At 53.3% G+C, this 25,628-nt stretch carries 17 protein-coding genes, 2 tRNA genes and 3 rRNA genes; 12 read left to right on the forward strand and 10 right to left on the reverse strand.

Annotation, left to right across the window (positions count from 1 at the left end; genetic code table 11):
* The first annotated feature begins 236 nt into the window (after positions 1–236).
* The 5 genes from RIKMI_RS12590 to RIKMI_RS12600 all read left to right on the forward strand — a co-directional run bounded on the left by RIKMI_RS12590 (position 237) and on the right by RIKMI_RS12600 (position 5,100).
* Positions 237–1,208 (forward strand): PASTA domain-containing protein, encoded by a 972-nt coding sequence (locus RIKMI_RS12590; RefSeq protein ID WP_051214213.1) that lies wholly within the window; start codon positions 237–239, stop codon positions 1,206–1,208.
* Complete coding sequence (locus RIKMI_RS0101395; protein ID WP_027290174.1) at positions 1,198–2,283, forward strand: RluA family pseudouridine synthase; 1,086 nt, start codon at positions 1,198–1,200, stop codon at positions 2,281–2,283. Before RIKMI_RS12590 ends, RIKMI_RS0101395 begins: the two co-directional genes overlap by 11 nt.
* A gap of 251 nt (positions 2,284–2,534) precedes the next feature.
* Complete coding sequence (gene ndk, locus RIKMI_RS12595; protein WP_051214215.1) at positions 2,535–3,008, forward strand: nucleoside-diphosphate kinase; 474 nt, start codon at positions 2,535–2,537, stop codon at positions 3,006–3,008.
* Positions 3,009–3,435: 427 nt separating this feature from the next.
* Positions 3,436–4,194: an SDR family NAD(P)-dependent oxidoreductase gene (locus RIKMI_RS0101405; protein WP_037291313.1), complete on the forward strand. Its 759-nt coding sequence runs from the start codon at positions 3,436–3,438 to the stop codon at positions 4,192–4,194.
* Positions 4,195–4,785: 591 nt separating this feature from the next.
* Positions 4,786–5,100: a Txe/YoeB family addiction module toxin gene (locus tag RIKMI_RS12600; protein WP_051214216.1), complete on the forward strand. Its 315-nt coding sequence runs from the start codon at positions 4,786–4,788 to the stop codon at positions 5,098–5,100.
* On the opposite strand, the gene RIKMI_RS0101410 is transcribed toward RIKMI_RS12600, so the two are convergent.
* From RIKMI_RS0101410 to RIKMI_RS14750, 5 genes are all read right to left on the reverse strand, one after another.
* Complete coding sequence (locus RIKMI_RS0101410; RefSeq protein WP_027290176.1) at positions 5,067–6,890, reverse strand: O-antigen ligase family protein; 1,824 nt, start codon at positions 6,888–6,890, stop codon at positions 5,067–5,069. The genes RIKMI_RS12600 and RIKMI_RS0101410 overlap by 34 nt on opposite strands.
* Positions 6,877–7,506 carry a hypothetical protein gene (locus tag RIKMI_RS0101415; RefSeq protein ID WP_027290177.1) on the reverse strand — a complete coding sequence of 210 codons (630 nt, stop codon included), beginning with the start codon at positions 7,504–7,506 and terminating at the stop codon, positions 6,877–6,879. Before RIKMI_RS0101415 ends, RIKMI_RS0101410 begins: the two co-directional genes overlap by 14 nt.
* A 27-nt stretch (positions 7,507–7,533) precedes the next feature.
* Positions 7,534–8,613: a 6-bladed beta-propeller gene (locus RIKMI_RS0101420; protein WP_169715484.1), complete on the reverse strand. Its 1,080-nt coding sequence runs from the start codon at positions 8,611–8,613 to the stop codon at positions 7,534–7,536.
* Between the two features lie 131 nt (positions 8,614–8,744).
* Entirely contained in the window at positions 8,745–9,083 is a 339-nt protein-coding gene (locus tag RIKMI_RS14745; RefSeq protein WP_147288455.1) for a hypothetical protein, read from the reverse strand.
* A 26-nt stretch (positions 9,084–9,109) separates the two neighbouring features.
* Positions 9,110–9,439, reverse strand: a complete 330-nt coding sequence (locus tag RIKMI_RS14750; RefSeq protein ID WP_147288454.1) for a hypothetical protein — start codon at positions 9,437–9,439, stop codon at positions 9,110–9,112.
* Positions 9,440–10,182: 743 nt separating this feature from the next.
* Here RIKMI_RS14750 and RIKMI_RS0101425 point away from each other — a divergent pair.
* The 6 genes from RIKMI_RS0101425 to RIKMI_RS0101450 all read left to right on the forward strand — a co-directional run bounded on the left by RIKMI_RS0101425 (position 10,183) and on the right by RIKMI_RS0101450 (position 18,418).
* On the forward strand, positions 10,183–11,022 hold the full coding sequence (locus RIKMI_RS0101425) for an urea transporter (RefSeq protein ID WP_037291315.1): 840 nt from the start codon (positions 10,183–10,185) through the stop codon (positions 11,020–11,022).
* A 183-nt stretch (positions 11,023–11,205) separates the two neighbouring features.
* A complete protein-coding gene (locus tag RIKMI_RS0101430) occupies positions 11,206–11,583 on the forward strand; it encodes a hypothetical protein (RefSeq protein ID WP_156877449.1) in 378 nt (125 codons plus the stop codon).
* A 438-nt stretch (positions 11,584–12,021) separates the two neighbouring features.
* Positions 12,022–13,200: a DUF3575 domain-containing protein gene (locus RIKMI_RS14980; protein ID WP_115356410.1), complete on the forward strand. Its 1,179-nt coding sequence runs from the start codon at positions 12,022–12,024 to the stop codon at positions 13,198–13,200.
* Positions 13,201–13,229: 29 nt separating this feature from the next.
* Positions 13,230–14,327, forward strand: a complete 1,098-nt coding sequence (locus tag RIKMI_RS0101440; RefSeq protein ID WP_156877450.1) for a hypothetical protein — start codon at positions 13,230–13,232, stop codon at positions 14,325–14,327.
* A gap of 9 nt (positions 14,328–14,336) precedes the next feature.
* On the forward strand, positions 14,337–15,245 hold the full coding sequence (locus tag RIKMI_RS0101445; RefSeq protein ID WP_027290182.1) for a FimB/Mfa2 family fimbrial subunit: 909 nt from the start codon (positions 14,337–14,339) through the stop codon (positions 15,243–15,245).
* A 23-nt stretch (positions 15,246–15,268) separates the two neighbouring features.
* On the forward strand, positions 15,269–18,418 hold the full coding sequence (locus RIKMI_RS0101450; protein ID WP_084135134.1) for a BACON domain-containing protein: 3,150 nt from the start codon (positions 15,269–15,271) through the stop codon (positions 18,416–18,418).
* A 711-nt stretch (positions 18,419–19,129) separates the two neighbouring features.
* Here RIKMI_RS0101450 and rrf read toward each other — a convergent pair.
* From rrf to RIKMI_RS0101480, 5 genes are all read right to left on the reverse strand, one after another.
* Positions 19,130–19,240 (reverse strand): 5S ribosomal RNA (gene rrf, locus RIKMI_RS0101460).
* A gap of 88 nt (positions 19,241–19,328) precedes the next feature.
* Positions 19,329–22,211 (reverse strand): 23S ribosomal RNA (locus RIKMI_RS0101465).
* Between the two features lie 93 nt (positions 22,212–22,304).
* Positions 22,305–22,378 (reverse strand) — tRNA-Ala (locus tag RIKMI_RS0101470).
* Positions 22,379–22,424: 46 nt separating this feature from the next.
* Positions 22,425–22,501: transfer RNA gene (locus tag RIKMI_RS0101475), tRNA-Ile, on the reverse strand.
* A 133-nt stretch (positions 22,502–22,634) separates the two neighbouring features.
* Positions 22,635–24,164, reverse strand: a 16S ribosomal RNA gene (locus tag RIKMI_RS0101480).
* The 16S, 23S and 5S rRNA genes sit together here with 2 tRNA genes alongside, the layout of an rRNA operon.
* 628 nt (positions 24,165–24,792) lie before the next feature.
* On the opposite strand from RIKMI_RS0101480, the gene mazG reads away from it, so the two are divergent.
* Positions 24,793–25,584, forward strand: a complete 792-nt coding sequence (gene mazG, locus RIKMI_RS0101485) for a nucleoside triphosphate pyrophosphohydrolase (protein WP_027290184.1) — start codon at positions 24,793–24,795, stop codon at positions 25,582–25,584.
* Positions 25,585–25,628 lie beyond the last annotated feature (44 nt).

A 25,628-nucleotide genomic window follows, 5' to 3' on the forward strand; every position in this document is an offset into this window, starting at 1 on the left:
TTATAGCCTAATGCACGAATAAACGAATGATTAAAAAATTAGGTAAGTATATACGACTTGACCCTATATCATATGCACACTTGATTTTCAGTATATTTCGGCCCGCGCCCACCCCCTTAAGCAGAGAAAGCCCCGATCCCCTGTGTCGAGCGGCACCGCAGGGCCGTTTAGAGAGATCATTGCCCGATTTTGGGTAATGTCGTATATACTTACCAAAAATTATATCTTTGCGACATATGGTGACCATGCAACGCCCCAACACCCCCCCCGTGCGGCGGCCCGCTCCCCGCCAGCGTCCGAAACGACGGCAGCCCTCCTTTCCCAGGCGCATTTACGACACCATCCGCGGTAACGTTCTGCTACGGAACATCGTGATGGCCCTCTGCCTCGGGATCATACTATACTTCATCATCAATCTGTGCCTCAGCATCTACACGCGGCACGGCCAGAAATTCATCGTCCCGACCCTGATCGGGCATACCGTCGCCGAAGCCGACGCCATGGCCGCCAAAGGCGAACTGCGGCTCGAAGTGATCGACTCCCTGTACATGCCCAAACAGAAACCCGGCACCATCCTCGACCAAAGTCCCAAACCCGGCATGGGCGTCAAATCCGGGCGTCGCGTCTTTCTGACTGTCAACGCCTCCCGGCCCCGTACCGACATCATCCCCTACGTCACCGGATACTCGCTGCGTCAGGCTAAAAACATGCTCGAAACCAAAGGATTCGAAATCGAGAAACTCGTTTACCGGTCCGACATGGCCACCAACAACGTCCTCGACCAGCAATACGAAGGCCGCTCCGTCACCCAGGGGGCCCGCACCGAAGCCGAACTCGGCTCCGGCATCACCCTCGTCGTCGGCGTGAACCACTCCTCCCCCCTGCCCCGCATTCCGAAAGTGATCGGACTGACCCTGCGGGAAGCCAAAAGCCGCCTGTGGGAAGTAGGGCTTAACGTCGGACGCGTGCGGCACGACTCCGGCATAGACGACGCCGATCTCGACGACGCCCGCGTTTATCGGCAGGAACCCAACCAGCAAAGCCGTACCGACTACGGCGGCAACATCTCGCTGTGGCTCACCCTCGACACGCAGAAAATCGCCCGTTCGTCCAAAGAGTCCGACGCCGCAGCCCGCCGTTATGCCGTGGACGAAGAAGAGACCGAATCGGAAAGCGCACCGGAGGAGGAGACCGCCGATGAACGCTAAAGCCACATCTTATACCGCGCCCGACCTCGCCGCCGATGAGTCCGAAGAGAGCGGCGACGAACTATTCGAGCATTTCCATGTAACCGCCGACAGAGGCCAGGGCATGCTGAGGCTCGATAAATTCCTGACCACCCGCCTCGAAAACACCTCGCGCAACCGTATCCAGGCCGCTGCCGACGCCGGCAACATCCTCGTCAACGGCAAACCCGCCAAATCGAGCTATAAAGTCAAGCCCCTCGACCAGATCTCCATCGTGCTGCCCTATCCGCCGCGCGAACTGGAGATCATCGCCGAAAACATTCCGCTGAACATCGTCTACGAAGACGCCGACCTCATCGTCGTCAATAAAGAGGCCGGCATGGTCGTACATCCCGGCCACGGCAACTACACCGGCACCCTGGTCAATGCCCTGACCTACCACCTGCAGGGCCTGCCCCTGTTCGAGACGGGCGACATGCGGGCCGGACTGGTACACCGGATCGACAAAAACACCTCCGGGCTGCTGGTCGTGGCCAAAAACGAGCGGGCGCACGCCTTTCTCGCCCGGCAATTCTACGACCACACCATCCGGCGCATCTACCATGCGCTGGTGTGGGGCAACTTCGACGAAGACGAAGGGACCGTCACCGGCAATATCGCCCGCCACGCGACCGACCGGATGCGAATGGCCGTCTATCCGCCGGACGGCCCGGTGGGGAAACATGCCGTGACCCATTACCGCGTATTGAAACGGCTGGGTTACGTGACCTTGATCGAATGCCGGCTGGAAACCGGCCGCACGCACCAGATCCGCGTGCATATGGAATCCATCGGCCACCCGCTGTTCAACGACGAACGCTACGGCGGCGACCGGATACTGAAAGGGACGACATTCAGCAAATACAGGCAATTCGTCGAAAACTGCTTCGCGCTGATGCCCCGCCACGGCCTGCACGCCCTGAGCCTGGGTTTCGTCCATCCCTCCACCCGCAAGGAGATCTACTTCGAATCGGAATACCCGGCCGACTTCGCGGCCTGTCTGGCCAAATGGGAAAGCTACACGGCCGCGCGGAGCGACATCGAAAGGGGCGAATAATTACTTATCTATTCGGGAAAGCTCGGTCTGCATTTTTCCGATTCCGGCTTACGGCAGAAAACCGCCCGTTTCCAAGCTCGTCCCACACGGTCTGCCGTCCGGAATCTTTTCCGACAGTCCCATTCGTCCGATACGGTACCGGCGGCGGTTATTCCCGGCGTGGTCGGGAAAATTACCGCTGCCGGCCTTTCAAAAAGCGAAAAAATCCTTAACTTTATCCGGAATTAATCACACAACCAACCAGAATCTTTATGGGACAAAGAACTTTCACCATTATAAAGCCCGACTCGGTAGGCGGGAATCACATCGGTGAGATACTGACCATGATCGAAAAGGCGGGCTTCCGTATCATCGCACTGAAAATGACTTACCTGAGCCGTTCGGACGCCGAAAAATTCTACTACGTGCACAAGGGCCGACCGTTCTTCCGCAACCTCTATCTGTTCATGACTTCGGGTCCGATCGTGGCCGCAGTGCTGGAAAAAGAGGGCGCTCAGGATGCGGTGGCGGAGTTCCGCGAACTGATCGGCAAAACGAATCCGGAACTGGCGGCGGAGGGTACGATCCGCAAAAAATTCGCGGCTTCGAAAACACGCAATGCCATCCATGCTTCGGACAGCGACGAAAATGCAGCCTGGGAAGCCGCTTTTTTCTTCCCGGACAAGGAGATCATCGACACGAAGTACGCTCTCCCGCTGCCGGAAGACGAAATCGACAGCGACTAAACCCTTATTCCCCCAAACATTTTGACGCCGTTCCTATTCCGAACGGCGTTTTTTAATCATTCGATTGTTCGTACTTTGTTGTTTGAAGGTACTGTTCTCTTTGTGAACAAAGAGAACCAGAAAAACTTTTTGAGATGCTCGCGCATCTCCTGAGCCTGCCGGGTACCCGTTGTCTTTGATTGTTTTGTCTTGTAATCGCCGGGGCTAATTAAATATAAACATGTGATATAGCCCCGGCGATTACAAGACAAGGAAAGTTTCAATGCAAAAGGACTGCGGAGCCTGAGGCGCACACAACTGCTCGAAAGTTTGGCTTCGCCTTCCTTCTGGCGCCTCGGCTCTTTGGTTCTTTCTTTTCAAAGAAAGAACGGTTGCCTCAAAACTCAATGTAACGGATAACCGAACCCATAAAAACACGATCAGCGAAATGAGAACAGCATTGATTACCGGCGCGACCTCCGGGATCGGCGAAGCCACCGCCCGGAGGTTCGGCGCCCTCGGCTACCGATTGATACTGACCGGACGTCGCAGCCATCGTTTGGAAGCCGTCAAACGAGCTATCGAAACCGAACACAAAACCGAAATACTCGCCCTCAGCTTCGACATCCGCGAACGCACCGCCGTCGAACGAGCCATAGCCGGCCTCCCCAACACCTGGAAACAGATCGATATACTCGTCAATAACGCCGGTCTTGCCGCAGGTTTGGAACACATCGACGAAGGCGACCCCGACGACTGGGAACGCATGATCGACACCAACGTCAAAGGCCTTCTGTACATCACCCGGCAAGTCGCTCCCCTGATGATCGCCTCCGGCGGCGGCCATATCGTCAATATAGGTTCCATCGCCGGCCGCCAGACCTATGAAAACGGAGCCGTTTACTGCGCCTCGAAACACGCCGTAAACGCACTTTCGCAAGGCATGCGCATCGACCTGCTGAAACACGGCATCAAAGTCAGCCAGATACGCCCCGGCATGGTCGACACCGAATTTTCCACCGTGCGTTTCCACGGCGACAAAACGCGGGCCGACGCCGTTTACAAAGGTATCACCCCGCTCACGGGCGACGACATAGCCCGTGTGGTCGAATGGATCGCCACCCTGCCCCCGCACATCAACATCAACGACATCGAAGTGATGCCCGACCGGCAAGCCGATGCGTTCTACACCTGGCGCGGCAACTGAAAGCGACCGCCTGCGGGATCGGGGGCGATACGCCCCCTGCCAAAACACGACGACCGTCCGGCACATCACTCGGCGACGCAAGGTTATCTCGACGCTATCGAAAGTACCGCAGGTGCCCGTGCTTTGATCGAGAAAGCCGACTTCGATTAAACGAGCTGACCCGTAGCGGGTCCAGGTAAAACAAAAACGGCGTGTGAGTGCAGCAAGCGTTGAGTGCGCAGGCTACGAACAAAGAGCGTCAGGAGCTATTTGCCGGTAGCCAGTGCATCCACCTCCTGTTAGCCAGCCTCTCCGGAACGCTTCGGCAAATATTCGGCGGTTCGTCGAAGGAGCGGAAAATATCCTCTGCAAAGCCGGATTCTACGCCGCCCGTGACTCCAACGAGCCCGATTCGAACGACACCTCGCCTTTCAACGCCACCACTACATCACGGGTGACGACGCTGGAACGGACAGCGATTACTCCACTACGGAAACGTATTTTTTCGATCCGCAGATCAAAGAGTGCCTGGAGTATTTCACCGCGCAAACGGAAAGCGGCCAGGTGTGGAACTGACGCCGGAAAAACAACGTGAATTGCTGGAAGAATGAGATGTCGATTACCGATTCGCCCTCCGCCGAAGGCGATATGATCCGGCTACGGAAACCGGGCGGTAAAATAGCTGGGAACCGTTTGTCACAAATCCTGGATGAGTTGCGCGAACATCCGGATACCGGTTTCGGCAGGCCGGAGCCATTGAAATATGGGAAAAGAGGCTATTGGTCCCGGCAGATTACCGTCAAGCATCGATTGGTTTATCAGATCCGGAAAGAAGAAATAACGGTTTTGATCGTACAGGCGTTCGGCCGTTACATGGATAAACAGCCTCTTTCCTACGATTCATTCTGTCGCTCGACGTTCATATGATTATCGATCATATGTCGTAATAGACGCTGTATCTCTTTTGTCCTGGACGAAATAATCTTCGGACGTTTATCCAATGTTTTTCGGGCCAAATTTACCCCTTGGGAAAGCCGGCCATACCGACAATAAAAGTCAGCCAGTAAATAAGACGCATAGATACGGCCCGGTGAGTGTAACATAGCTTTCGTGAAATATGCTTCAGCCTGGGCCGTATCCGATTCTGCTTCATAAATTCGCGCCATCAGGATATAGCTTTCCGGCGCATTGAACAAAGCCATACGTGATCGCATAAGTTTCTCCGCGGCCTTTGTATAACCGGCCTGATACAAACAGTCGGCATATTCCGCTGCAAAGCGGCTCTCATCCAGTAGGAATGCTTTGTTCTTTTCGTATTCGGGCAAAATGCTTTTCTGGCCGCCATTCAAATAAGCTGGCTGAATCAGGTTCCACTGTCTGACTGCCTGATAGTACCGTCCGCCGTATCGCAAAACAAGCGCATGGAACATGAAAATTATGACGAACGCGATCTCTCCGATTCGATATGGCCATCGGACAGGCGAAACAACGACGTTTTTCTGCCGGGCAACTGCTGACAAAAAGACCCCCAGTATGCTGAATGGCAATAAATTAAACGGATACGACGCCAGACTGAAAATCAGCAGTGCAATGGCCGTGTATAACAAACCGTTTTTCTCTTCGGTAAGTCCTTTTAATGTTAAGCAGATTATGGCCATGAAAATCCCTAAACCGACCAGACCCAGTTCCACGCCAACTTGTAACGGCTCGTTGAATGCGAAATCCGGCGATCCGGCAGCGTACTGTTCTTTTAACGGCCTGTGATCGGAACTGAAATTAGCAACCTGTTGTTCGGCAAAGGCTCCCTTAAAATTTCCGAATCCTACCCCGCACCAGGGATTATCGGTAATAATTCGGCAACTGATTTTCCACATGAGCAACCGCCCGTCGGCCGATGCCGGTTTCATCCGATACATGGCAAAGCTACCGGCAATTATTGCGCAAATCAGCAGAAAGATTCCGCCCCAACAATACATTTTATGGCGTTTCCATACCAACCGCAACTTTGCCGACAGATCTGTTTCCCGACAAACCTGCACGGCAAGGGCAACTCCGAGTGCGATCCATGCAGTCCGGGATTCAGTGGCGAACAAGATAGCCGTTACGGCACATACCGCAGCCCAGGCTATTGCTCTCCCGCCGTATTGTGCAGGCTTTAGCAACCGATACGATGCCAATGGAGCAAGTACAGCCAGATAACCGGCATAAGGTCCCGGATTAAGGAAAGTGCCCGTAATTTTAAATAACGGGTGATAAGAGCCGTACCATCCGAATAATTGAACAAGTCCCAGTATGGCTTCGATAACAGCCAGCACCAACAGACAGTTTACGGCAATCCGTTTCAGCGTAGGAAAAACGGATAAAATAATCCGTAAATCATAATATAGAATGAGCAGTGAGAGAACCGTTACCAGTTTGGCAGGTACAATACTGTCGAAACAATAATAGTTGATAATCAGATATACCGCTCCACTGGCAATCAGCATGTCTAAAATGCCGATTTTTATAACTCGGTGCGTTTTGAACCGGTGAAAGGCCAAAGAAGCGGCCAGTACAGTAACGGCAGGCATCAGGCCGAAAAGAAAGAGCCTCTTGTCGATTCCGGTAGTACCGACCAACCCTCGCGCTGTCCACAACACGGATACGAAAAGCGCGCCGCAAACGATACCTGCGACGGTACGGATAACCGGATTCGATTCAAGATTACGGCACGGCATCGCTGACTGAGAAATAACGTTTCCCGATCATTTTCAGATACAAGTCCATACTGTAAGGATAGGACTTGTCCGGAATGAATACGCTTTTCATATACATATCCTTATCCATTACGAAACAATATGGATATTGCACTTCTTCGGCCGGAGTATCCAACGTTTGCACTTGGTAAAACGGAATATCGGTGAATCCGTGACGTCGGCGCAGTATCTTTACGTTCCGTCGATCGGGTTCGGCAGCCAATACGAGCATACGAATATGCTGCCCGATTGCCATTTTTTTCAGCTTCAGCAAAGCGAAATCGATACATTGTCCGCAATCGGTCGATTTATACCGGAACACCAAAGTCGGCCCGTCGATCAGCGAATCGAGCGAAAAACTCCGACCGTCCATGCTGATTGCCGTTTTGCCCTCCAGACAGAAATCCTGATAGGCGATCATGGAAGCGAAATACCGTTCCCAAGATAAAGTCCGCTGTTCCGGGGTCAATACCACCCGCAACCGTTCGCTCAATCGTTCGATATCCGTTCGACTGTCGAATATTCGAAAAATCAAAAAGATATTGACGCCGACCGATAAGATCAGAAACAGGACAGTAAATCGCTCCCATCCTTTCATAATCGTTCGTTTTTACGGCATACGGATTTACCGATCGCTTTTTAACGTGAAGAAAAACAACACCGGATTGTCGTTCTCGGTTACCGGGGCCAGCTGTTCTATGATTCGTTCCGTCTGTTCCTTTTGAGGAATGGCTTTTGCGAATTGACGCATCCACGGCATCAATGTTACGATGGATGCGGCATCGGTAGAAGACGCGATCGTAGAATCATTTACGTAATAATCGGACGTATGAAACCAATTCTCCAACGGATTCGATATCTGATTGCTCAGACAAAAAACAGAATCTTTGATTTTATCAAAAAAGAACGTCTTGCCTCGTGTGTTATCTGCTGTTTGTATAAACATCCCACCTGCGAGGTCAACAAAATAACCATCGAATGTGTGATGCTTTTTCAATAAATTACCGAAACTTCGATCATCATTAATTTGGTATTTCCCAGGATCGGGTAATGTTCGATCGCCGAAATCAAGTTGGTAAAGTAGTTGAACCGAATCGAGGTACACTCTGTATATCCGATTTTCAAAGGCCGGTGTATAATAAATTCGATCCTTGAACTTTTTCAGGTTTTTTGTTGATGTGTAGGTTAATCCTTCAGGAAATGGATCCTGAAATGCAGCGGAGATTACTTCCCAATTTTTATTAAACATAAACAATGAGGCTTTCCCCCATTCAGGTAAAGAAAGATAACGTCGTCCGATGGTCGCCCCTACTTTGACCTGGTCAGTAAGGTACTCGCCTGAGAAAAGGTATATGGGTACATCTTCCGAACGGATAAATTTCCCATTCAAATCATAAATTTTCACTTTTTTAGGCGCTAAATCGAATACTGCTATTTGATTTTTTCCCGGGACTAAAGCAATATAGGACGGTTCCACATACTCCTGCGGCCCGTGTCCGAGCATGCCGATCTTGTTCAGGAATTTTCCGTTACGATCGAATACATAAATCGCTTTGGCCTTATACCGGTCGAATACAATAATTCTATCGTCCGTAAACAAAATTTGTTCTATCTGCCCAATAATATTTTTCCATGAGGACTCTAATCGTACGAACGAGATATTGGAGATTAAATCTTTGGCCTCAATTTGTATGGAAGAGTCCATACATAACGTTTTTATGGGGGCCATTCCGACATGGATTGATTCCGATTGCGGTATAGCTCGGGAACAACTCCACATAATGGAGCTGGCCAATATAAAAAGATATAAATGTCGCATAACATCCAAATTTCAGATCAATAACACGGGTTAAAAGGATTACAACTTGTGAGCATAACACCTGCACAATCGCAAAAGATAGCTGTTCCAAACCATACTTCTTCTTTGGAAGGCGGGTTGTAATGAATATGTTCAGGGGTATCATTCCAAATAAACGTATGGGTTTCGTTAGTAGTTGTAGTTCGCGTACAACGTACTTGCTCTGATCTCGCCTGCCCTGTATTATTGCCCATTTCCATCCACAAAGGATCATCTCCATACCAACTGCCGGCACTGGTCTTGTCAATACAAAAACCAATAATCGCAATTGTTATGGTCAATCCAAATAAACCTGATAGTAAAAATGTCTTTTTCATAAAGCATTCCGATTAAACAATCAACACTAACAAGGATTTGACGGAGTACAGTTTCCCGTTGAAATCATGGCACAATTTACTGCCTCTCTGGCTATCGCCATTTTAGTTCTTTCAACAGTGGTTTTTTGTCCTACGTAAATACCATTGAAATCATACTCTTTGGTAATGATTGTCGAAATTATTGTTTCATCACAATACACGGTTGTAGTAATTGGGCTACCCATGCTTTCTCCGGTTTCCAACCAAAAGGGATCATCAAATGCCCCTCGGGCCATCGTTTTTTCCGTGTTAAGGCCAATAATCGCCAGAATAACTGTAACGCAAAACAGCATTACCAATAGAACCTGTTTTTTCATAACATTAGTTATTAGTAGTACCTGTCCCAAATATAAGCACAAAATCCATAATTACAAATATTATTATTGTTATTTTTTAATTCGATAAATTTTATAATGACTAATTTTAAAAACAAACAATATTACCAATGTTTTTATACGCCTTGGTGCCTTATATATGCATGTATTATTAAGATGAGTACTATTTACCAGAATCAGTAGCAACATATAGGAACATGCCAATTTCATTATTGAGACACCAGAGTAAGTTTCATGGGGCAATGACTGTGTTTCCCTGGAGCCGGAAACGGGAGTCCGTTTCCGGAAAGGCTATGCGAGCGCCTGCGGGGAAAATAATTTAAAGTTAATTTCAGGATACCAAGAAACATCTACAAAAATCTGAAAATCAACAGACGATTTGGACTTACCCGACATGCAACATACGCTACGGCCACGCCCGAACGCCACCGGCAGCACCAAAAATCGAATTTTACAAGCCCCGGCCAAGAGGTATGAAATAATCAGGTCAAGTCCCCTCATTCTCCGAGAATAATGACAGAATAGAAATCAAAGCGATACGGCACATTTAGAAAAATAAAACAACCGATTGATTTACAGTAATTTTAAAACAACCAAACGCATAAAGAGCAGCGAATTTCGGAACTTTTGCACATCAATCGCTTTTTTGTTTTAAAAATACTGTTTATTTTCGTATTTTTATTACTGTCATCATGCGCACCTTGCGTAATCTATGGATAGTCCCGATGCGCGGTATCGGGCAAGTCATGTTTCAGGAGAATGCCCTTTCAGGAGTACTGATGTTATTGGGCATTGCCGTCGGTTCGCCGACGGCCGCATTGCTGGCTTTAGCCGGTAATGCGGTGGGTACGCTCACCGCACGGCTTCTCCGCTATTCCGTTGCAGATATCAATCGTGGATTATACGGATTCAACGGCACGCTCGTAGGTATCGCCGTCGGCGTCTTTTTCCCGCTCGGATGGCAGGCAGCCCTGCTTTTAGTCGCAGGTTCCGCGCTTTCATCGCTCGTTACCCGGTTTTTCCTCGCGTGCAGGATACCGGGTTTTACGGCACCCTTTATCCTGACCACTTGGCTATTGCTGGGTTCGGCTGCTTTGTTGTGGCCTTCGTTGCGCCTGTCGGGCGAAAATACCGCTGCGGAATATGCGCCGCAATGGTTGCAGGCCCTGTCGCTGCATTTCGGGCAAGTCATGTTCGAAGGACGTTCGCTGCTGACCGGGGCGCTCTTTTTCGCCGGTATCGCCGTGAACGGCTCCCGCGGAGCGCTCTTCGCCCTTTGGGGAGCCTTGCTTCCGCTGGGTATGGCCTTCCTTTCGGATGATTGCACAGCTTTCAATGCCGGGTTATACGGTTATAACGGCGTATTATGCGCCATCGCTCTGGCAGGTCCCTCGGGACGGGATTTCACGCTTGCGACAGGTGCCGTTCTGCTCTCCATCCTCCTGCAATGGTTCGGCATGCGGGCGGGAATCGTCACTCTGACGGCTCCCTTCGTCGCTGCCGTATGGACCGTAAAAGCGATAAATCGGTCGATATCATCGATTACAAATAGATTGCACGTGTAAAATACTAAACCAAGACGATTATATATTTTAATACCGATCGTTTATTCGGCTCACACCTCTCCCGCCGGCAAAAAGCCGTTCGGCACAAGCCGACGGGACGAAATCATCTCCGAACGAGTTCGGTATATCGTTAATGAACGAATATCTGATAATGCCCATAACGGCCTGTGCGGCATCGTTTTTATGAAAACAGCAAGGATTCTCTGTTGGTTGGCTTTCGCGGTATGCAGCATGCTTATCGCCGGGGCGGATTCCGGATCGGCCTCCCGGTCTACGACGACCATATCCCTGCTGGAAACATCCTCAGAACAATGCCATCTCGGCCATACGCACTCTCATTGGACGGAAAACGGAGCGGCTTTCACGGCCAGCCGCTCGAATCTCGTCGAATGCCGGCGCGGTAACGAAAACATTCCGAGACCTCTTTGGGAAAACTATCTGGCCAATGACGCGTTCCGGACAGAGAACCGTCCGTCGAACCTGATCTCTTACATACAACCCGGCCCCCGCCGCAAATGCGCCGCCCGACGGTTGCATTTTCTTTCACGGCTGAACATTTAGTCGTCTTTTCCCATTTGCTTTCGTAAGGAACCGTTTCCCGGCTCCCGCCCTTTTGCGTATTCCGATCTGCGTACCCGTTCCCGGCGAACGGCGTTTCGCGGTATTTTCCGCGTGCAGTCCCGAAGCGGGACACTGCGCGTCGGCAAACGGACTGCGTTCTACGGTCGAGACTATTTACCCGTAAAATAAACGATTTAAATAATGGCGACTATATACAACTTTACACAAGCTTCCCGATAACTCCGTTTCGGCTCTGCGCCGGGCGGCTTTCAGCCGTCGGGGGGGCGGCGCGAGCCGAAAAATTACCGTAGTGTAAAATAGTATATAATCACCTAAATAATTACACAGAGTTTATTACTCTGTGTAGAGATACTTTACGCCTGATTTTTCTATCTGTCCGAAACTCCGCCGAATCATCGGACATCAAGAGACTGAAATATGAACAAACTATTTCTCCTTTCGGTTGCCGCCATATGGTTGTCCGCCGGTATCGTAAACGGTCAGCACATAACGATCAAAACCAACCTGCTGTACGGGGGTGCGGCGCTTACCCCCAACGCCGGCGTCGAATTCAGACTCTCCGACCGATGGAGCCTCGACCTGTCGTGCGGTTACAACCCCTGGACGTTCAACGACGGTAAGAAGCTCAAACACTGGCTCGTGCAGCCCGAAGCCCGTTATTGGCTGAAACGGACCTTCGACGGACATTTTCTGGGCCTGCATGCGCTGGGAGGGGCCTACAATATCAACCGGATCCGTCTCCCCTGGAAGTTCGACGCCGCATCGAGCCGGTACCGCTATGAAGGTCGGGCCGTCGGCATCGGCATAGGTTACGGCTACAGTTGGCGTTTGGGACGACGTTGGCACCTGGAGGCCGAGGCCGGAATCGGTTACATCCGCCTGGATTACGACCGCTACCGCTGCAACCGTTGCAGCGCACTGCTCGAAAAGCACGGCCGCGACGTCGTCCGGCCGACCAAACTGGCCGTCAGTCTGGTGTACTCCATCGGGAAAAAACGTGCCCGAAAAACCGCGCCGCCGGTGTCGGTTCCCGCACCTCCCCCCACAGCGGCGCAGGCGGCGCCCCCTATCCTCGCACCTACCGTCCGGCAGGAATCCCGACCAGCGGAACCGCCGACCATCCGCACCGTACGCGACACCCTGATTTTCCGCTTCGGAACAGGCAGGGCCGGCCTCGATCCGGCCGAAAACACGGCAGCGTTCGCATCGCTGGATTCACTGTTGAGACGAGACATCCGCATCGGACACATTACCCTTGTGGGATATGCCTCTCCCGAAGGCAGCGAAACCCTCAACCTCCGACTGGGCCGGGCACGCGCAGAGGCTGTAAAAGCGTATCTGAAGAACCGCCGTCCGGAACTGTCGCTGCCGGATTCGCTTTTCACGCTCCGCTGCGAAGGCGAAGATCGGAAAGGGCTGATTGCGGCGATCCGCGACGGCGGCGACGCCCGGCAACGGGAACTGCTGCTCGGTATTTTACGGGAACAGGATCCGGCCCTGCGCAAACAGCGGATGCTGCAATACGGCTCCCTGCTCCGCCCCTTCTACCCGGCCCTGCGCCGCACGGTCTGTATCATTGAACATACCACAAAATAACCAATCATTCACTTAAAATTTTACAAGCTATGAAACGCAGAACTGCAATTTTGGGCGCGTGTGCATTTATGATGTTGGTAAGTTGCAACAAAAAGCCCAACGAAACCGCCCCGGTCGAAACCAAGGCCGTCTCCCTGAAGCTGACGAGTCCGCAGATCCAGACCCGCGCCGTGGAAAACCCGATCGGAGAAGTTTCGCCGACGGTCACCTCGGCCACGCTCTATTATTACGAGGCAGCCGATATCAAACCGTTCGCCAACCGTTTTCTGAGTCCGGACGATATCGCCAAAGCCCGGAGCGCGGACGGACTTTCGCTCCAAGTGCCGAGCAATACGCTGTTCATCAGCATGGCCGGCAACGATGCCGTGAACGAAAAAGGCAAAAACATCCTCTCCTATCAGAGTATGAACGCGGACGGCAGCGATGCGAAGGCATTCAAGGAGACGATTCCGCTTCTCTCGCCCGTCGCGCCGATCACCACGTCGGGCGCTCAATCCAAAGTGACGCTGACTCCTCAGGCCCAATTGGCCCGCATCGAGGTATTCGGAAAGATCGATCCCAAGCCGACCGATCCCGATCAGACCCAAAACTACGAATATGTCAAGGTACTGAATGTCTACTGCAATAACTACAAACTCGAAAACGAAGCCTCGACGCTCCAGCTCTACAAGAAGCAGGGCGCGACGGAGGCTTTCGCCTGGGAAAAATTGCCTGCCGTCATGCAAGACGCCGTGAGCGACGATAACCGCGACGCTTTCGGCAACCGGCAGAAATGCGCCGCCTACCAGGTCTTTCCCATGACAGGCGTCACCAGCCTTCCGCACATCATTATCCAGGTGGAGTACAAGTCGATCGAAGGCAAAAATCCCGGCGTACATACCGGCTACTTTACGATCAACCGCTACAAGACGGCCACCGGCAGCGACTTCATGGAGAGCATGCAGGGAGGTTACATCTACAAGCTCGACCTCTCCGCGCTGTCCGACAAGTTCCGCAACTCGACGGACCCGAACACCGGCGAGGTCGTAGACCCGACCGATACGGACCCCGAAATGGACAAGACGGACCTGACCGTACTGATCGAACCCGTCGCCTGGGTTCCGCAAGAGATCATTCCCGGCATCTGATCCGATTCCATGCGTAAGACATTGAAAGCGACACTATGCCTCCTGCTGCTCTTCGGGCAGGCGGGATGCATAAAAGAGAACACGGACGACTGCCCGCGAGCCGTTCTGACCCTGTACTACGATGCGGACGGGGAACGGAACGTAATCGGAGAGTACATCCACGGGGCGGTTCTCTATGTTTTCGATCACGGGGAACTGGTCGTCCAACGCCCGGTATCGGCCTCCGAAATAACGTCCGGACACGGTATTTCGTTCATTCTGCCCGCAGGAAATTATCATGTGGTATGTTGGGGAAACATGGACGAATACTCGCGACCGGTACTGACCGACGGAGGCCCCGACCGTTGCCGGCTGCAACACACCGCCATGACCGGAGCCGGACGGATCGAGACCTTCGATCCGCTCTATCATGCGGCCGGAAGGTTCGCGCTGGCGGACAAGACGACGACTTCGCACCGGCTGGATTTCCGCAGTGCCCACATCGGCCTGGATTTTTACATCCGGGGGTTCGGGGAACGATACCCGGTCGCGGGCAACCCCGAACTCCGGCTGACAGGCATCGAGACCGGCTACGATTTCGCGAAAAACGCCAGCCGCACGCCGGGAGCCGTCTGCTATCCGGTCGTGAAACGGGATGCCGCGCCGGGAGTCCACACGGCGCAGCTGAACGTATTGCGGTTCGACGAGGACACCCCCATGGAGATCGGTATCCGTATCCCCGGCGGCGAGGAGGTTTTTCACCTGCGCATGGCCGAACTGCTGACGCAGGACGGCGACGCAACGCGGCGAACACCCTCCGTGTCGCTGGACAGGGAAGAGCTGCGCATCCCGATCAGCGTCGATTTCACCGGAAACCGGGTCGATGTCGCCATCGAGATACCGGACTGGGTGGAAGAACCGATCCGCCCGGGCATCTGATCCGGACAAAAACTTTCTGAACCATGAGTATTAGGACAAGTTACAGACTTTTTCTGTCAGGCATCGCCATGGCACTGCTCGCGACGGCCTGTTCGAAAGGGAAGACGACCGAAAAGCTCCGGGACACCGAACGGGAAACGCTGACGCTGGCCATGCGGGTGAACGTTCCCGCACAGGAGCCGCCCGCCGCGACCAGGCAGATGCGCCCCGAAGACGAAAACCGCCTGAGGACACTGCACCTGTTGGTGTTCCGGACGGACGGCGACGGAGAGCGATACGCCTACACGGCCCGTGTCGTCGATCGCAAGGAGAGTACCGACGGGCAGGGGATCGTGACGCTGACGGTGAATCTGCTCCGGGGCAAAGCCGGCGAAAAATTCCGGCTGGTGCTGCTGGCGAACCTCGACGATTTCACCCCGCCCGCCGTAGGAACTTCACGGGACGAGGCTCTGCGGGAATTTCTGGTCGATCTGCCCGGCAAATGGGACGCGACAGCCGGTTCCGGGACGATTCCCATGTGGGGCGAATCGGCCGCGCTGGAACTTCGGGACGCCTCCGCGCAGCCGGTGGATTTCCATACCGGCCACTCCCCTATCCGGCTGCTGCGGGCGCTGGCCCGTGTGGATGTGGGCGCGGCGTTCGACTCCGCGCCCGATTCGGAAACGGTGAACGGCCTCGCCGACTTCGCGCTGACAAGCGTCGCCGTCTACCGGTCGGCACTGCGGGCACGCGTCGTCCCGGAGCTTTCCGATCTGGAGGAAGGCATCGCCGTACGGCCGACCTTGCCCGACGGAACCGATTTGCTGCGTCCCGCTGAGGAACCGCTCATTTACGAGATGGAAACGGCAGCGGACGTCTGCCTGCGGGAAATATACCTGCCGGAAGCTCCCGCCGCAACATCGGCGGATGACGGCGTATGCCTGGTAATCGGCGGCTATTACGGAATCGGAAATACGACGGAGCAGACCTTCTACCGCGTGGATTTCCTGACCCCGAAGTCCGCCGCCGGTTCGCAGCAATATCTGCCCATACTGCGCAATCACCGGTACCGCATCAACATCCTGAAGGTCAGCGGACCGGGTTTCGGTACCCGCGAGGAAGCCCTGCAAACCCGCCCGACGAACCTGGAAACGAGCGTAAACGTTTGGGATGAAACCGCCGTAGGAGACGTCGTTTACGACGGGCAGTACATGCTGGGGGTAAGTCACCGAGCACTGACCTATTACCGGGAGGCCTCCTCCCAAGTGCTGACCGTACGAACCGACCATCCCGACGGGTGGCGGATACAGGTCGCCGAGGGACAGGAGTGGCTCTCGTGTTCTCCGGCATCGGGCGCTCCGGGCCGGGATACGGAGGTGAACTGCACCGTCGCTGCCAACGACACGGATAATGAACGACGGGGCGCGATTACGGTTACGGCCGGACATATGAACTGGCGGATCGAAGTGGTGCAGCACCCTTATTCGTCCCTCTCGCTGGCCTTGACGGACGCATCGGGCAAGGAGGTCAGCCAGATGGAGTTCGCGGCACGCAACGTCGAGGCGCAACAGTTCCGCCTGACATGGAGTCCTGCTACGGCTACGGTCGAGGTTCATCGCGCTGGCGATCCCTTTGCGGGAGAACCCACGGCGGACATCGTCGGCGGCAACGGGACGGCGGACTTCACGATCGACCCCGCGGAGTTGGTGCCCGATCCGGCCAATCCGCTTCGGACACGCAGCGAAACGATCACCTTCGTCGTCAAAGGCGAAGACGGCAGTTCCGTGGCCCGCACGCTCACGCTTTCGCAAAAAGAGTACGACGCCCTGCCCGAAACGGCCGAAGGGATTTCGCTGCTCGACGGCTCCGGAGTTTACCTGATGGACGGCAAGAACGCTTCGTTCCGCATCCGGGCCAATACGCCCTATCGGTTGCGAATGGTCGAGAATGCGGTGGACGAGACTGCCGGAGGCACTCCGGGACCGGTCATTCAGGAAAGCATCGATCGCCGCTACAACGGCAAGATCAGCGGCGAGAGTATCGCCTTCACGCCCTATGACGACCTGACGAACCCGACCCGTTACATCGGTCACGCCACTTTCGAGATCACCTCGACCGCGTCGCCCGAGCGATTCGCTCCCAAACGGTTCCGCATCCTGCTGGCATCCGGGATTCCTCAGCAGGAGGCCAACTCCTATTTGCTGAATCCCAACGGCAAAACGGGCATACTGATTCCGGTGGGCCGCGCCAACACCTATTCGCAACAGGAAGGTATGGGCAGCGTGCTCGGCGAGGAGACTCCTTTCGGCGTCCGCATGGTGTGGAACGAGCAGCCGGGAACGGGCGAAGGCTCGAACATCCGGTTGGTAAAGGCCGTCGGCCGCGGCAAGACGGGCTACATTCTGGTGCTTCCGGGCACGATGAGCGGCAATGCCGTCGTCGCGGCGACCAACTCGAACGGCAAAATCCTCTGGAGTTGGCACCTGTGGGTGACGACCTACTCGCCCGATCCGGGCCAGCAGTGGATGGACCGGCACCTCGGAGCCATGGCCAACAGCCAGGAAGCCGGGAACGCGTCTTTCGGACTGCTCTACCAGTGGGGCCGCAAGGACCCGTTCCCATCGACCTCGACCGCACTCTATTACGGCGATGCGGCGACCGAACAGCCATTCCCGAGCGACTATAATAAGTCCACCACGCAATATACCCTGCAACAGAGCGTGGAGAACCCGCACGTCCGCGTACAGAACCTCTCGAACTGGCTGGCCGACGCCAACAACGGCACGGCTCACTGGTATGATCTGTGGGGCGGGGAGATCGTCAGCAAGGATGCCGTTTCCGCCTCGCCGACCCGGAAATCCGTGTTCGATCCGTGTCCGGCGGGCTGGAAGGTTCCCTCCTTCGGCGATGAGGGATGGGGAACGGGGACTACATTGCCCTCGAGTTCCTCCCACAATAACTATGGCGACTATCTGACGGGCAAGGGCGGCTGGTATCCCATCACCGGCCAGCTCCTCGGCAACAGCCATGCATTCGGCCATACGGACGAGGGGTACTGCTGGACTTCCTCCGTAAGACCGACGAACGTGTCGGCCTACTATCTGGTGATCCGGCGCGGAAGTACCCACTTAGTCAGCAACACCGCCTATAACCGAACGGCGGGCATGTCGGTCCGATGCGTCCGGGACAAGTAAACGATCGCAAGGCTTTACCTTTCCGGTAAAGCCTTGTTTTTTGTAACCTTTATCGGCTCCGGAAAAACAAAAAAAGAATATTATGGCAAATCGGCAGACGAAATTCTCCCCTTTCATCCGCATCAAGCGGTAATCAAGTTCTGTACGGAGGAATCCGGCACAACCGACATCGTTGTTTGAAAAACTCCCAGTCGGTTCGGGTGTTGCGAAAGGTTTCGGCCGATCTTACATGGCTGACTTATGTATGACGGCAAGTGATTGCGAATATAATGACAAAAAGCTACCCGATTACATACTTTGTACCGATCATTCGCACTGATATTTTTTCGGCTCACACCGGAACCTTTCAGGTCTTTACCTAGGGTTGCCATACTCGATTCAGGCGGCACCGCTGAGCCGATAGCTGAAAATTACCGCCGAACAGGTCTGGTATACCAAAGTTATAATCGGAAACAGCTATATACGATTTTGCCCCAACATCCGACGCCCCAGCTTCGGATCCGCACCGGACGGTTTTCAGGTGCCGGGAAAACAATTCATTCCGAAAAATATCGGCCCAATCTATGGGCACTAAAAAGTGCCTCTGCTCTGTGTAATGAATCGAGGCGGCTTTATCAGGAGCGTCCGTTGTCGGAGCGGAGCAGAAAGAGTATCCGGTTAGGGTATTGCCGATAATAAAAAAGGGGTTCATCATTACGATGAACCCCTTGAAGAAGGCGGCGACCTACTCTCCCACATGATTGCAGTACCATCGGCGCTAACAGGTTTAACTTCTCTGTTCGGAATGGGAAGAGGTGGGACCCTGTCGCTATTGCCACCTAAAACCGTGAAGACGATAAGTCTTCTATAACCTGAACCGCTCGCACGGTTCGTTCGACACGTGTGGCAAGAAAAACCAGTAAGGGACTTTACAAGAAAGTCGTTCGGGCGATTAGTACTACTCGGCTGTGACATCGCTGCCTATACACCTGTAGCCTATCAACGTAGTCGTCTTCTACGACCCTCAAGGGAGATCTAATCTTGGGGTGGGCTTCGCGCTTAGATGCTTTCAGCGCTTATCCCGTCCCGACTTGGATACCCGGCGATACACCTGGCGGCATAACCGGTAAACCAGAGGTCAGTCCAACCCGGTCCTCTCGTACTAAGGTCAGAACCCCTCAAATCTCCTGCGCCCGCAACAGATAGGGACCGAACTGTCTCACGACGTTCTGAACCCAGCTCGCGTGCCACTTTAATCGGCGAACAGCCGAACCCTTGGGACCTTCTCCAGCCCCAGGATGTGACGAGCCGACATCGAGGTGCCAAACCGCTCCGTCGATATGAGCTCTTGGGAGCGATCAGCCTGTTATCCCCGGAGTACCTTTTATCCTTTGAGCGATGGCCCTTCCACTCGGAACCACCGGATCACTATGCCCTGCTTTCGCACCTGTTCGACCCGTCGGTCTCGCAGTCAAGCACCCTTGTGCCATTGCACTCTGCATACGATTACCATCCGTATTGAGGGTACCTTGGGAAGCCTCCGTTACGCTTTTGGAGGCGACCACCCCAGTCAAACTACCCACCAAACGGTGTCCCCTTTCACGGGTTAGGACCCGAGCACAAAAAGGGCAGTATTTCAACGGCGACTCCAACATGCCTGGCGACACATCTTCATAGTCTCCTGCCTATCCTACACATCTTGTACCCAAATCCAGCGTTAAGCTGCAGTAAAGGTTCACGGGGTCTTTCCGTCCCGTTGCGGGTACCCGGCATCTTCACCGGGACTACAATTTCACCGAGCTCACGGTTGAGACAGTGTCCAGATCGTTACACCATTCGTGCAGGTCGGAACTTACCCGACAAGGAATTTCGCTACCTTAGGACCGTTATAGTTACGGCCGCCGTTTACCGGGGCTTCGATTCAATGCTTCTTCTTGCGAATGACATCCCCTCTTAACCTTCCGGCACCGGGCAGGTGTCAGGCCATATACGTCGTCTTTCGAATTTGCATAGCCCTGTGTTTTTGTTAAACAGTCGCCTGGACCTTTTCGCTGCGCCTCGCATCGCTGCGAGGACCCCTTCTCCCGAAGTTACGGGGTCATTTTGCCTAGTTCCTTAACCGTGACTCACTCGAGCGCCTGAGGATACTCTCCTCGACCACCTGTGTCGGTTTACGGTACGGGCCTCTTAACTGTTATGCTTAGAAGATTTTCTCGGAAGCATGCTTGGGATCGCTATCAAATTCCCCGAAGGGTCTCTGTACTGTCGGCTCTCAGCAAAGTGAAGCTATTAACCTCACTCTATACCTACGGCCTTCAACCTACTATTCCGTCAGTAGGCGGATCTTACGCTCCTTCGTCTCTCCATCGCCAATTAAGAGGGTATCGGAATATTAACCGATTGTCCATCGAGCATCGCCTTTCGGCTGGCCCTTAGGGCCCGACTAACCCTGATCCGATTAACGTTGATCAGGAAACCTTGGTCTTGCGGCGGGCAGGTTTCTCGCCTGCCTTATCGTTACTTATGCCTACATTTGCTTTTCTGCAAGCTCCACGGATCCTTACGAATCCGCTTCGACGCCGGCAGAATGCTCCCCTACCACTCCTGTGCGGAGTCCAAAGCTTCGGCAATACGCTTGATGCCCGTTTATTATCCACGCACAACCGCTCGACTAGTGAGCTGTTACGCACTCTTTAAATGAATAGCTGCTTCCAAGCTAACATCCTAGCTGTCGCTGCAGTCGCACATCGTTCGTTCAACTTAGCGTATGTTTGGGGGCCTTAGCTGTTGGTCTGAGTTGTTCCTCTTTTGTCACCGGACATTAGCACCCGGCGGCTCACTGCTGACGATCATATAACTGGCATTCGGAGTTTGTCAGGATTTGGTAGGCGGTGAAGCCCCCGCATCCAATCAGTAGCTCTACCTCCAGTATACTACGTCAACGCTGCCCCTAAAGGCATTTCGGGGAGTACGAGCTATTTCCCAGCTTGATTAGCCTTTCACCCCTACCCTCAGCTCATCCGAAAACTTTTCAACGTTTACCGGTGCGGACCTCCAGTGAGTTCTACCTCACCTTCATCCTGGCCAAGGGTAGATCGCAAGGTTTCGCGTCTACCACAACCGACTTTAGCGCCCTATTCAGACTCGCTTTCGCTTCGGCTTCGATCCTTCGGAATCTTAACCTCGCCGGTCATGAGTAACTCGTAGGCTCATTATGCAAAAGGCACGCCGTCACCCCACGAAGGGGCTCCGACAGGTTGTAGGCGTACGGTTTCAGGTTCTTTTTCACCCCCCTGTTCGGGGTACTTTTCACCTTTCCCTCACGGTACTGGTTCACTATCGGTCTTATGGGAGTATTTAGCCTTGCGGGGTGGTCCCCGCTAATTCAGACAGGATTTCACGTGTCCCGCCCTACTCAGGATACCACTATCGTTGAACTAACTTACCTGTACGGGACTTTCACCCTCTATGGTGGCACTTTCCAGTACCTTCCAGTTCGTCGTCCAAGTCATGTCGTGGTCCTACAACCCCATATATGCCGTAACATACATGGTTTGGGCTATTCCCTCTTCGCTCGCCGCTACTAAGGGAATCGAGTTTTCTTTCTTTTCCTCCGCCTACTTAGATGTTTCAGTTCAGCGGGTTGGCTCTCCGATGACTCGGAGCGACAGTCCTTCAAACTGCCGGGTTCCCCCATTCGGATATCGCCGGATCGATTCTTTTTTGCAGATCCCCGGCGCTTTTCGCAGCTTAACACGTCCTTCATCGCCTCCATAAGCCTAGGCATCCCCCGTACGCCCTTGCATACTTTCTTTTTTAGGCTCCGCCGTATCACTACGACGAATACCCTTACTCGTTTTTCTTTTCCTAACGTGTCAATGAACTTTCGCGATTCGCATCGCGTTCGTGGAGAATAAGGGAGTCGAACCCTTGACCCCCTGCTTGCAAAGCAGGTGCTCTAGCCAACTGAGCTAATTCCCCGAGAACATTAATATAAAGTACTTCGTTTCAAAGCAACTCCATATGTTGGTAGACCCGAGCGGATTTGAACCGCTGACCCCTACATTATCAGTGTAGTGCTCTAACCAACTGAGCTACGGGTCTGTTTAATTAAATTACGGTGAAAAGTCGATAATTTGCAGAGCAGTTGCAAACTTGTCTATAATCTCGGTCAGACCACCTTTCGTGTTTTTCGTACCCGACCGTCGAAACGGTTCGGGATTAAAAAACACTCCAGAAAGGAGGTGTTCCAGCCGCACCTTCCGGTACGGCTACCTTGTTACGACTTAGCCCTAGTTACCAGTTTTGCCCTAGGACGCTCCTTGCGGTCACGTACTTCAGGCACCCCCGGCTTCCATGGCTTGACGGGCGGTGTGTACAAGGCCCGGGAACGTATTCACCGCGCCATGGCTGATGCGCGATTACTAGCGAATCCAACTTCATGCAGGCGAGTTGCAGCCTGCAATCCGAACTGAGACCGGCTTTACGAGATTCGCTTCATATCGCTATGTCGCTGCCCTCTGTACCGGCCATTGTAACACGTGTGTCGCCCCGGACGTAAGGGCCGTGCTGATTTGACGTCATCCCCACCTTCCTCGCGGTTTACACCGGCAGTCTTCATAGAGTCCCCACCACGTACATGCTGGTAACTATGAACAGGGGTTGCGCTCGTTATGGGACTTAACCCGACACCTCACGGCACGAGCTGACGACAACCATGCAGCACCTAGTTTCGCGCTCCGAAGAGAAGCCCTCTTTCAAAGGCGGTCGCTAACTTTCAAGCCCGGCTAAGGTTCCTCGCGTATCATCGAATTAAACCACATGTCCCTCCGCTTGTGCGGGCCCCCGTCAATTCCTTTGAGTTTCAACCTTGCGGTCGTACTCCCCAGGTGGATAACTTATCGCTTTCGCTGGGTCACCGACTGTGTATCGCCGACAACGAGTTATCATCGTTTACTGCGTGGACTACCAGGGTATCTAATCCTGTTCGCTACCCACGCTTTCGTGCATCAGCGTCAGATATAGATTAGCAAGCTGCCTTCGCAATCGGTGTTCTGAGTAATATCTAAGCATTTCACCGCTACACTACTCATTCCGCCTGCTGCATCTACTCTCCAGCCCGACAGTATCAGAGGCAGTTCTGCGGTTAAGCCGCTGAATTTCACCTCTAACTTACCGGGCCGCCTACGCACCCTTTAAACCCAATAAATCCGGATAACGCTCGAATCCTCCGTATTACCGCGGCTGCTGGCACGGAGTTAGCCGATCCTTATTCGTACGATACATTCAATTACCTACACGTAGATACCGTTATTCTCGTACAAAAGCAGTTTACAACTCATAGAGCCGTCGTCCTGCACGCGGCATGGCTGGTTCAGACTTCCGTCCATTGACCAATATTCCTCACTGCTGCCTCCCGTAGGAGTCTGGTCCGTGTCTCAGTACCAGTGTGGGGGACCTTCCTCTCAGAACCCCTAGACATCGTCGCCATGGTGAGCCGTTACCTCACCATCCAGCTAATGTCACGCATGTCCATCTTATACCGATGAATCTTTCATATATCTCCGATGCCGAAAATATACCTATGGAGTATTAGTCCGAATTTCTCCGGGTTATCCTCCTGTATAAGGTAGGTTACATACGCGTTACGCACCCGTGCGCCGGTCGCCGACAGCGGAAGCAAGCTTCCGCCTCGCTGCCCCTCGACTTGCATGTGTTAGGCCTGCCGCTAGCGTTCATCCTGAGCCAGGATCAAACTCTCCATAGTAAAAAAATTTACTGACTTGTCTCCAAGTCATATCCTTAGCTCTTATTCCACTAACTTCAAAAAAATTGACTAAGCTTTTCTTAAACCGTCTCTCAAAACTTGCGCCTGAAAAACGATCCTACGATCATCGTAACCGAAACATCAAATATAACATCTCAGCCCGATAACCGCTACTTGTACTACACTGCAATACTTCAAGGAACTTCATATCGTTCTGCCGTCTCTCCTTACCCTGCGGACTTAACCGCGCTTTCAGTCGAAACGGGCTGCAAAGATATGTCAAAATTTCAATTCCGCAAAACTTTTTCAGATTTTCTTTTCAGCGACTTTACCGTTTCTTTCGGAAACCCGCAACGCCGCTGTTGAAAGAACGTCTGTGTTTTTCGTTGTTGCGGGTGCAAAGGTAAACACTTTTCCTTTCCCGCCAAATTATTTCGGAAACTTTTTTCGGAATAATTTTCCATTAAATTTGTAGTCGTCTTATTATCAAAACGATACCGGCTAAAAATATTTTTACCGCCGGTCGGCGTACCTCCGTCTCCCCGAAACGGGTTATTTTTGTACCGTAAAGACAAGATCCGGGAAAGCCGGACACGCAACTTTTCAAAAACCGCCACACCGAAAGACAATGAATACCAAAGAAGAGAAACTGGCCGCCCTGGGGCGACTACTGGACATCATGGACGAACTGCGGGAGAAATGCCCCTGGGATCGGGAACAGACCATGCTCTCGCTGCGTAACGCCACCATCGAAGAGTGCTTCGAACTGATGGACGCTATCGTGGGAGGCGATCCCTTATATATAAAGAAAGAGCTGGGCGACCTGTTGCTGCATGTGGTCTTCTATTCCAAAATCGCCCAAGACGAAGGTATGTTCGACATCGGCGACGTGGCGACCGCCCTGAGCGAAAAGCTCATTTACCGCCACCCGCACGTGTACGACGCCGAAGCCGTGAAAAACGCGGGCGAAGTCGTGCAGAACTGGGAAGCCCTGAAACAAAAAGAAAAAGACGGCAACAAAACCATCCTTTCGGGCGTTCCCAAAGGGATGCCGGCCCTGCCCAAGGCGTGCCGCATCCAGCAGAAAGTCTCCACCGCCGGGTTCGACTGGCCCGAACGCAGCGAAGTATGGGACAAAGTGGCCGAAGAGACCGCCGAGGTACAGGCCGAGATCGACCGCAAGGATACCGACCGGCTGGAGGCCGAATTCGGCGACCTGCTCTTCTCGGTAGTCAACGCCGCCCGGCTTTACGGCGTGAACCCCGACCTGGCGCTGGAACGCACCAACCGCAAATTCATCCGGCGGTTCGGCTACATGGAACAACAAACCATCAAGCAGGGAGTCCCCCTGCAAAGCCTTACCCCCGAACAGCTCGAAACACTCTGGCAAGAGGCCAAAACCCACGACGATGAAGACTAAAACCGCAGCCGGCTGTCCGGAATCTCTGTCCAACTGTAAAACTC

The sequence above is a fragment of the Rikenella microfusus DSM 15922 genome (assembly GCF_000427365.1).
Taxonomy (GTDB): Bacteria; Bacteroidota; Bacteroidia; order Bacteroidales; family Rikenellaceae; genus Rikenella; species Rikenella microfusus.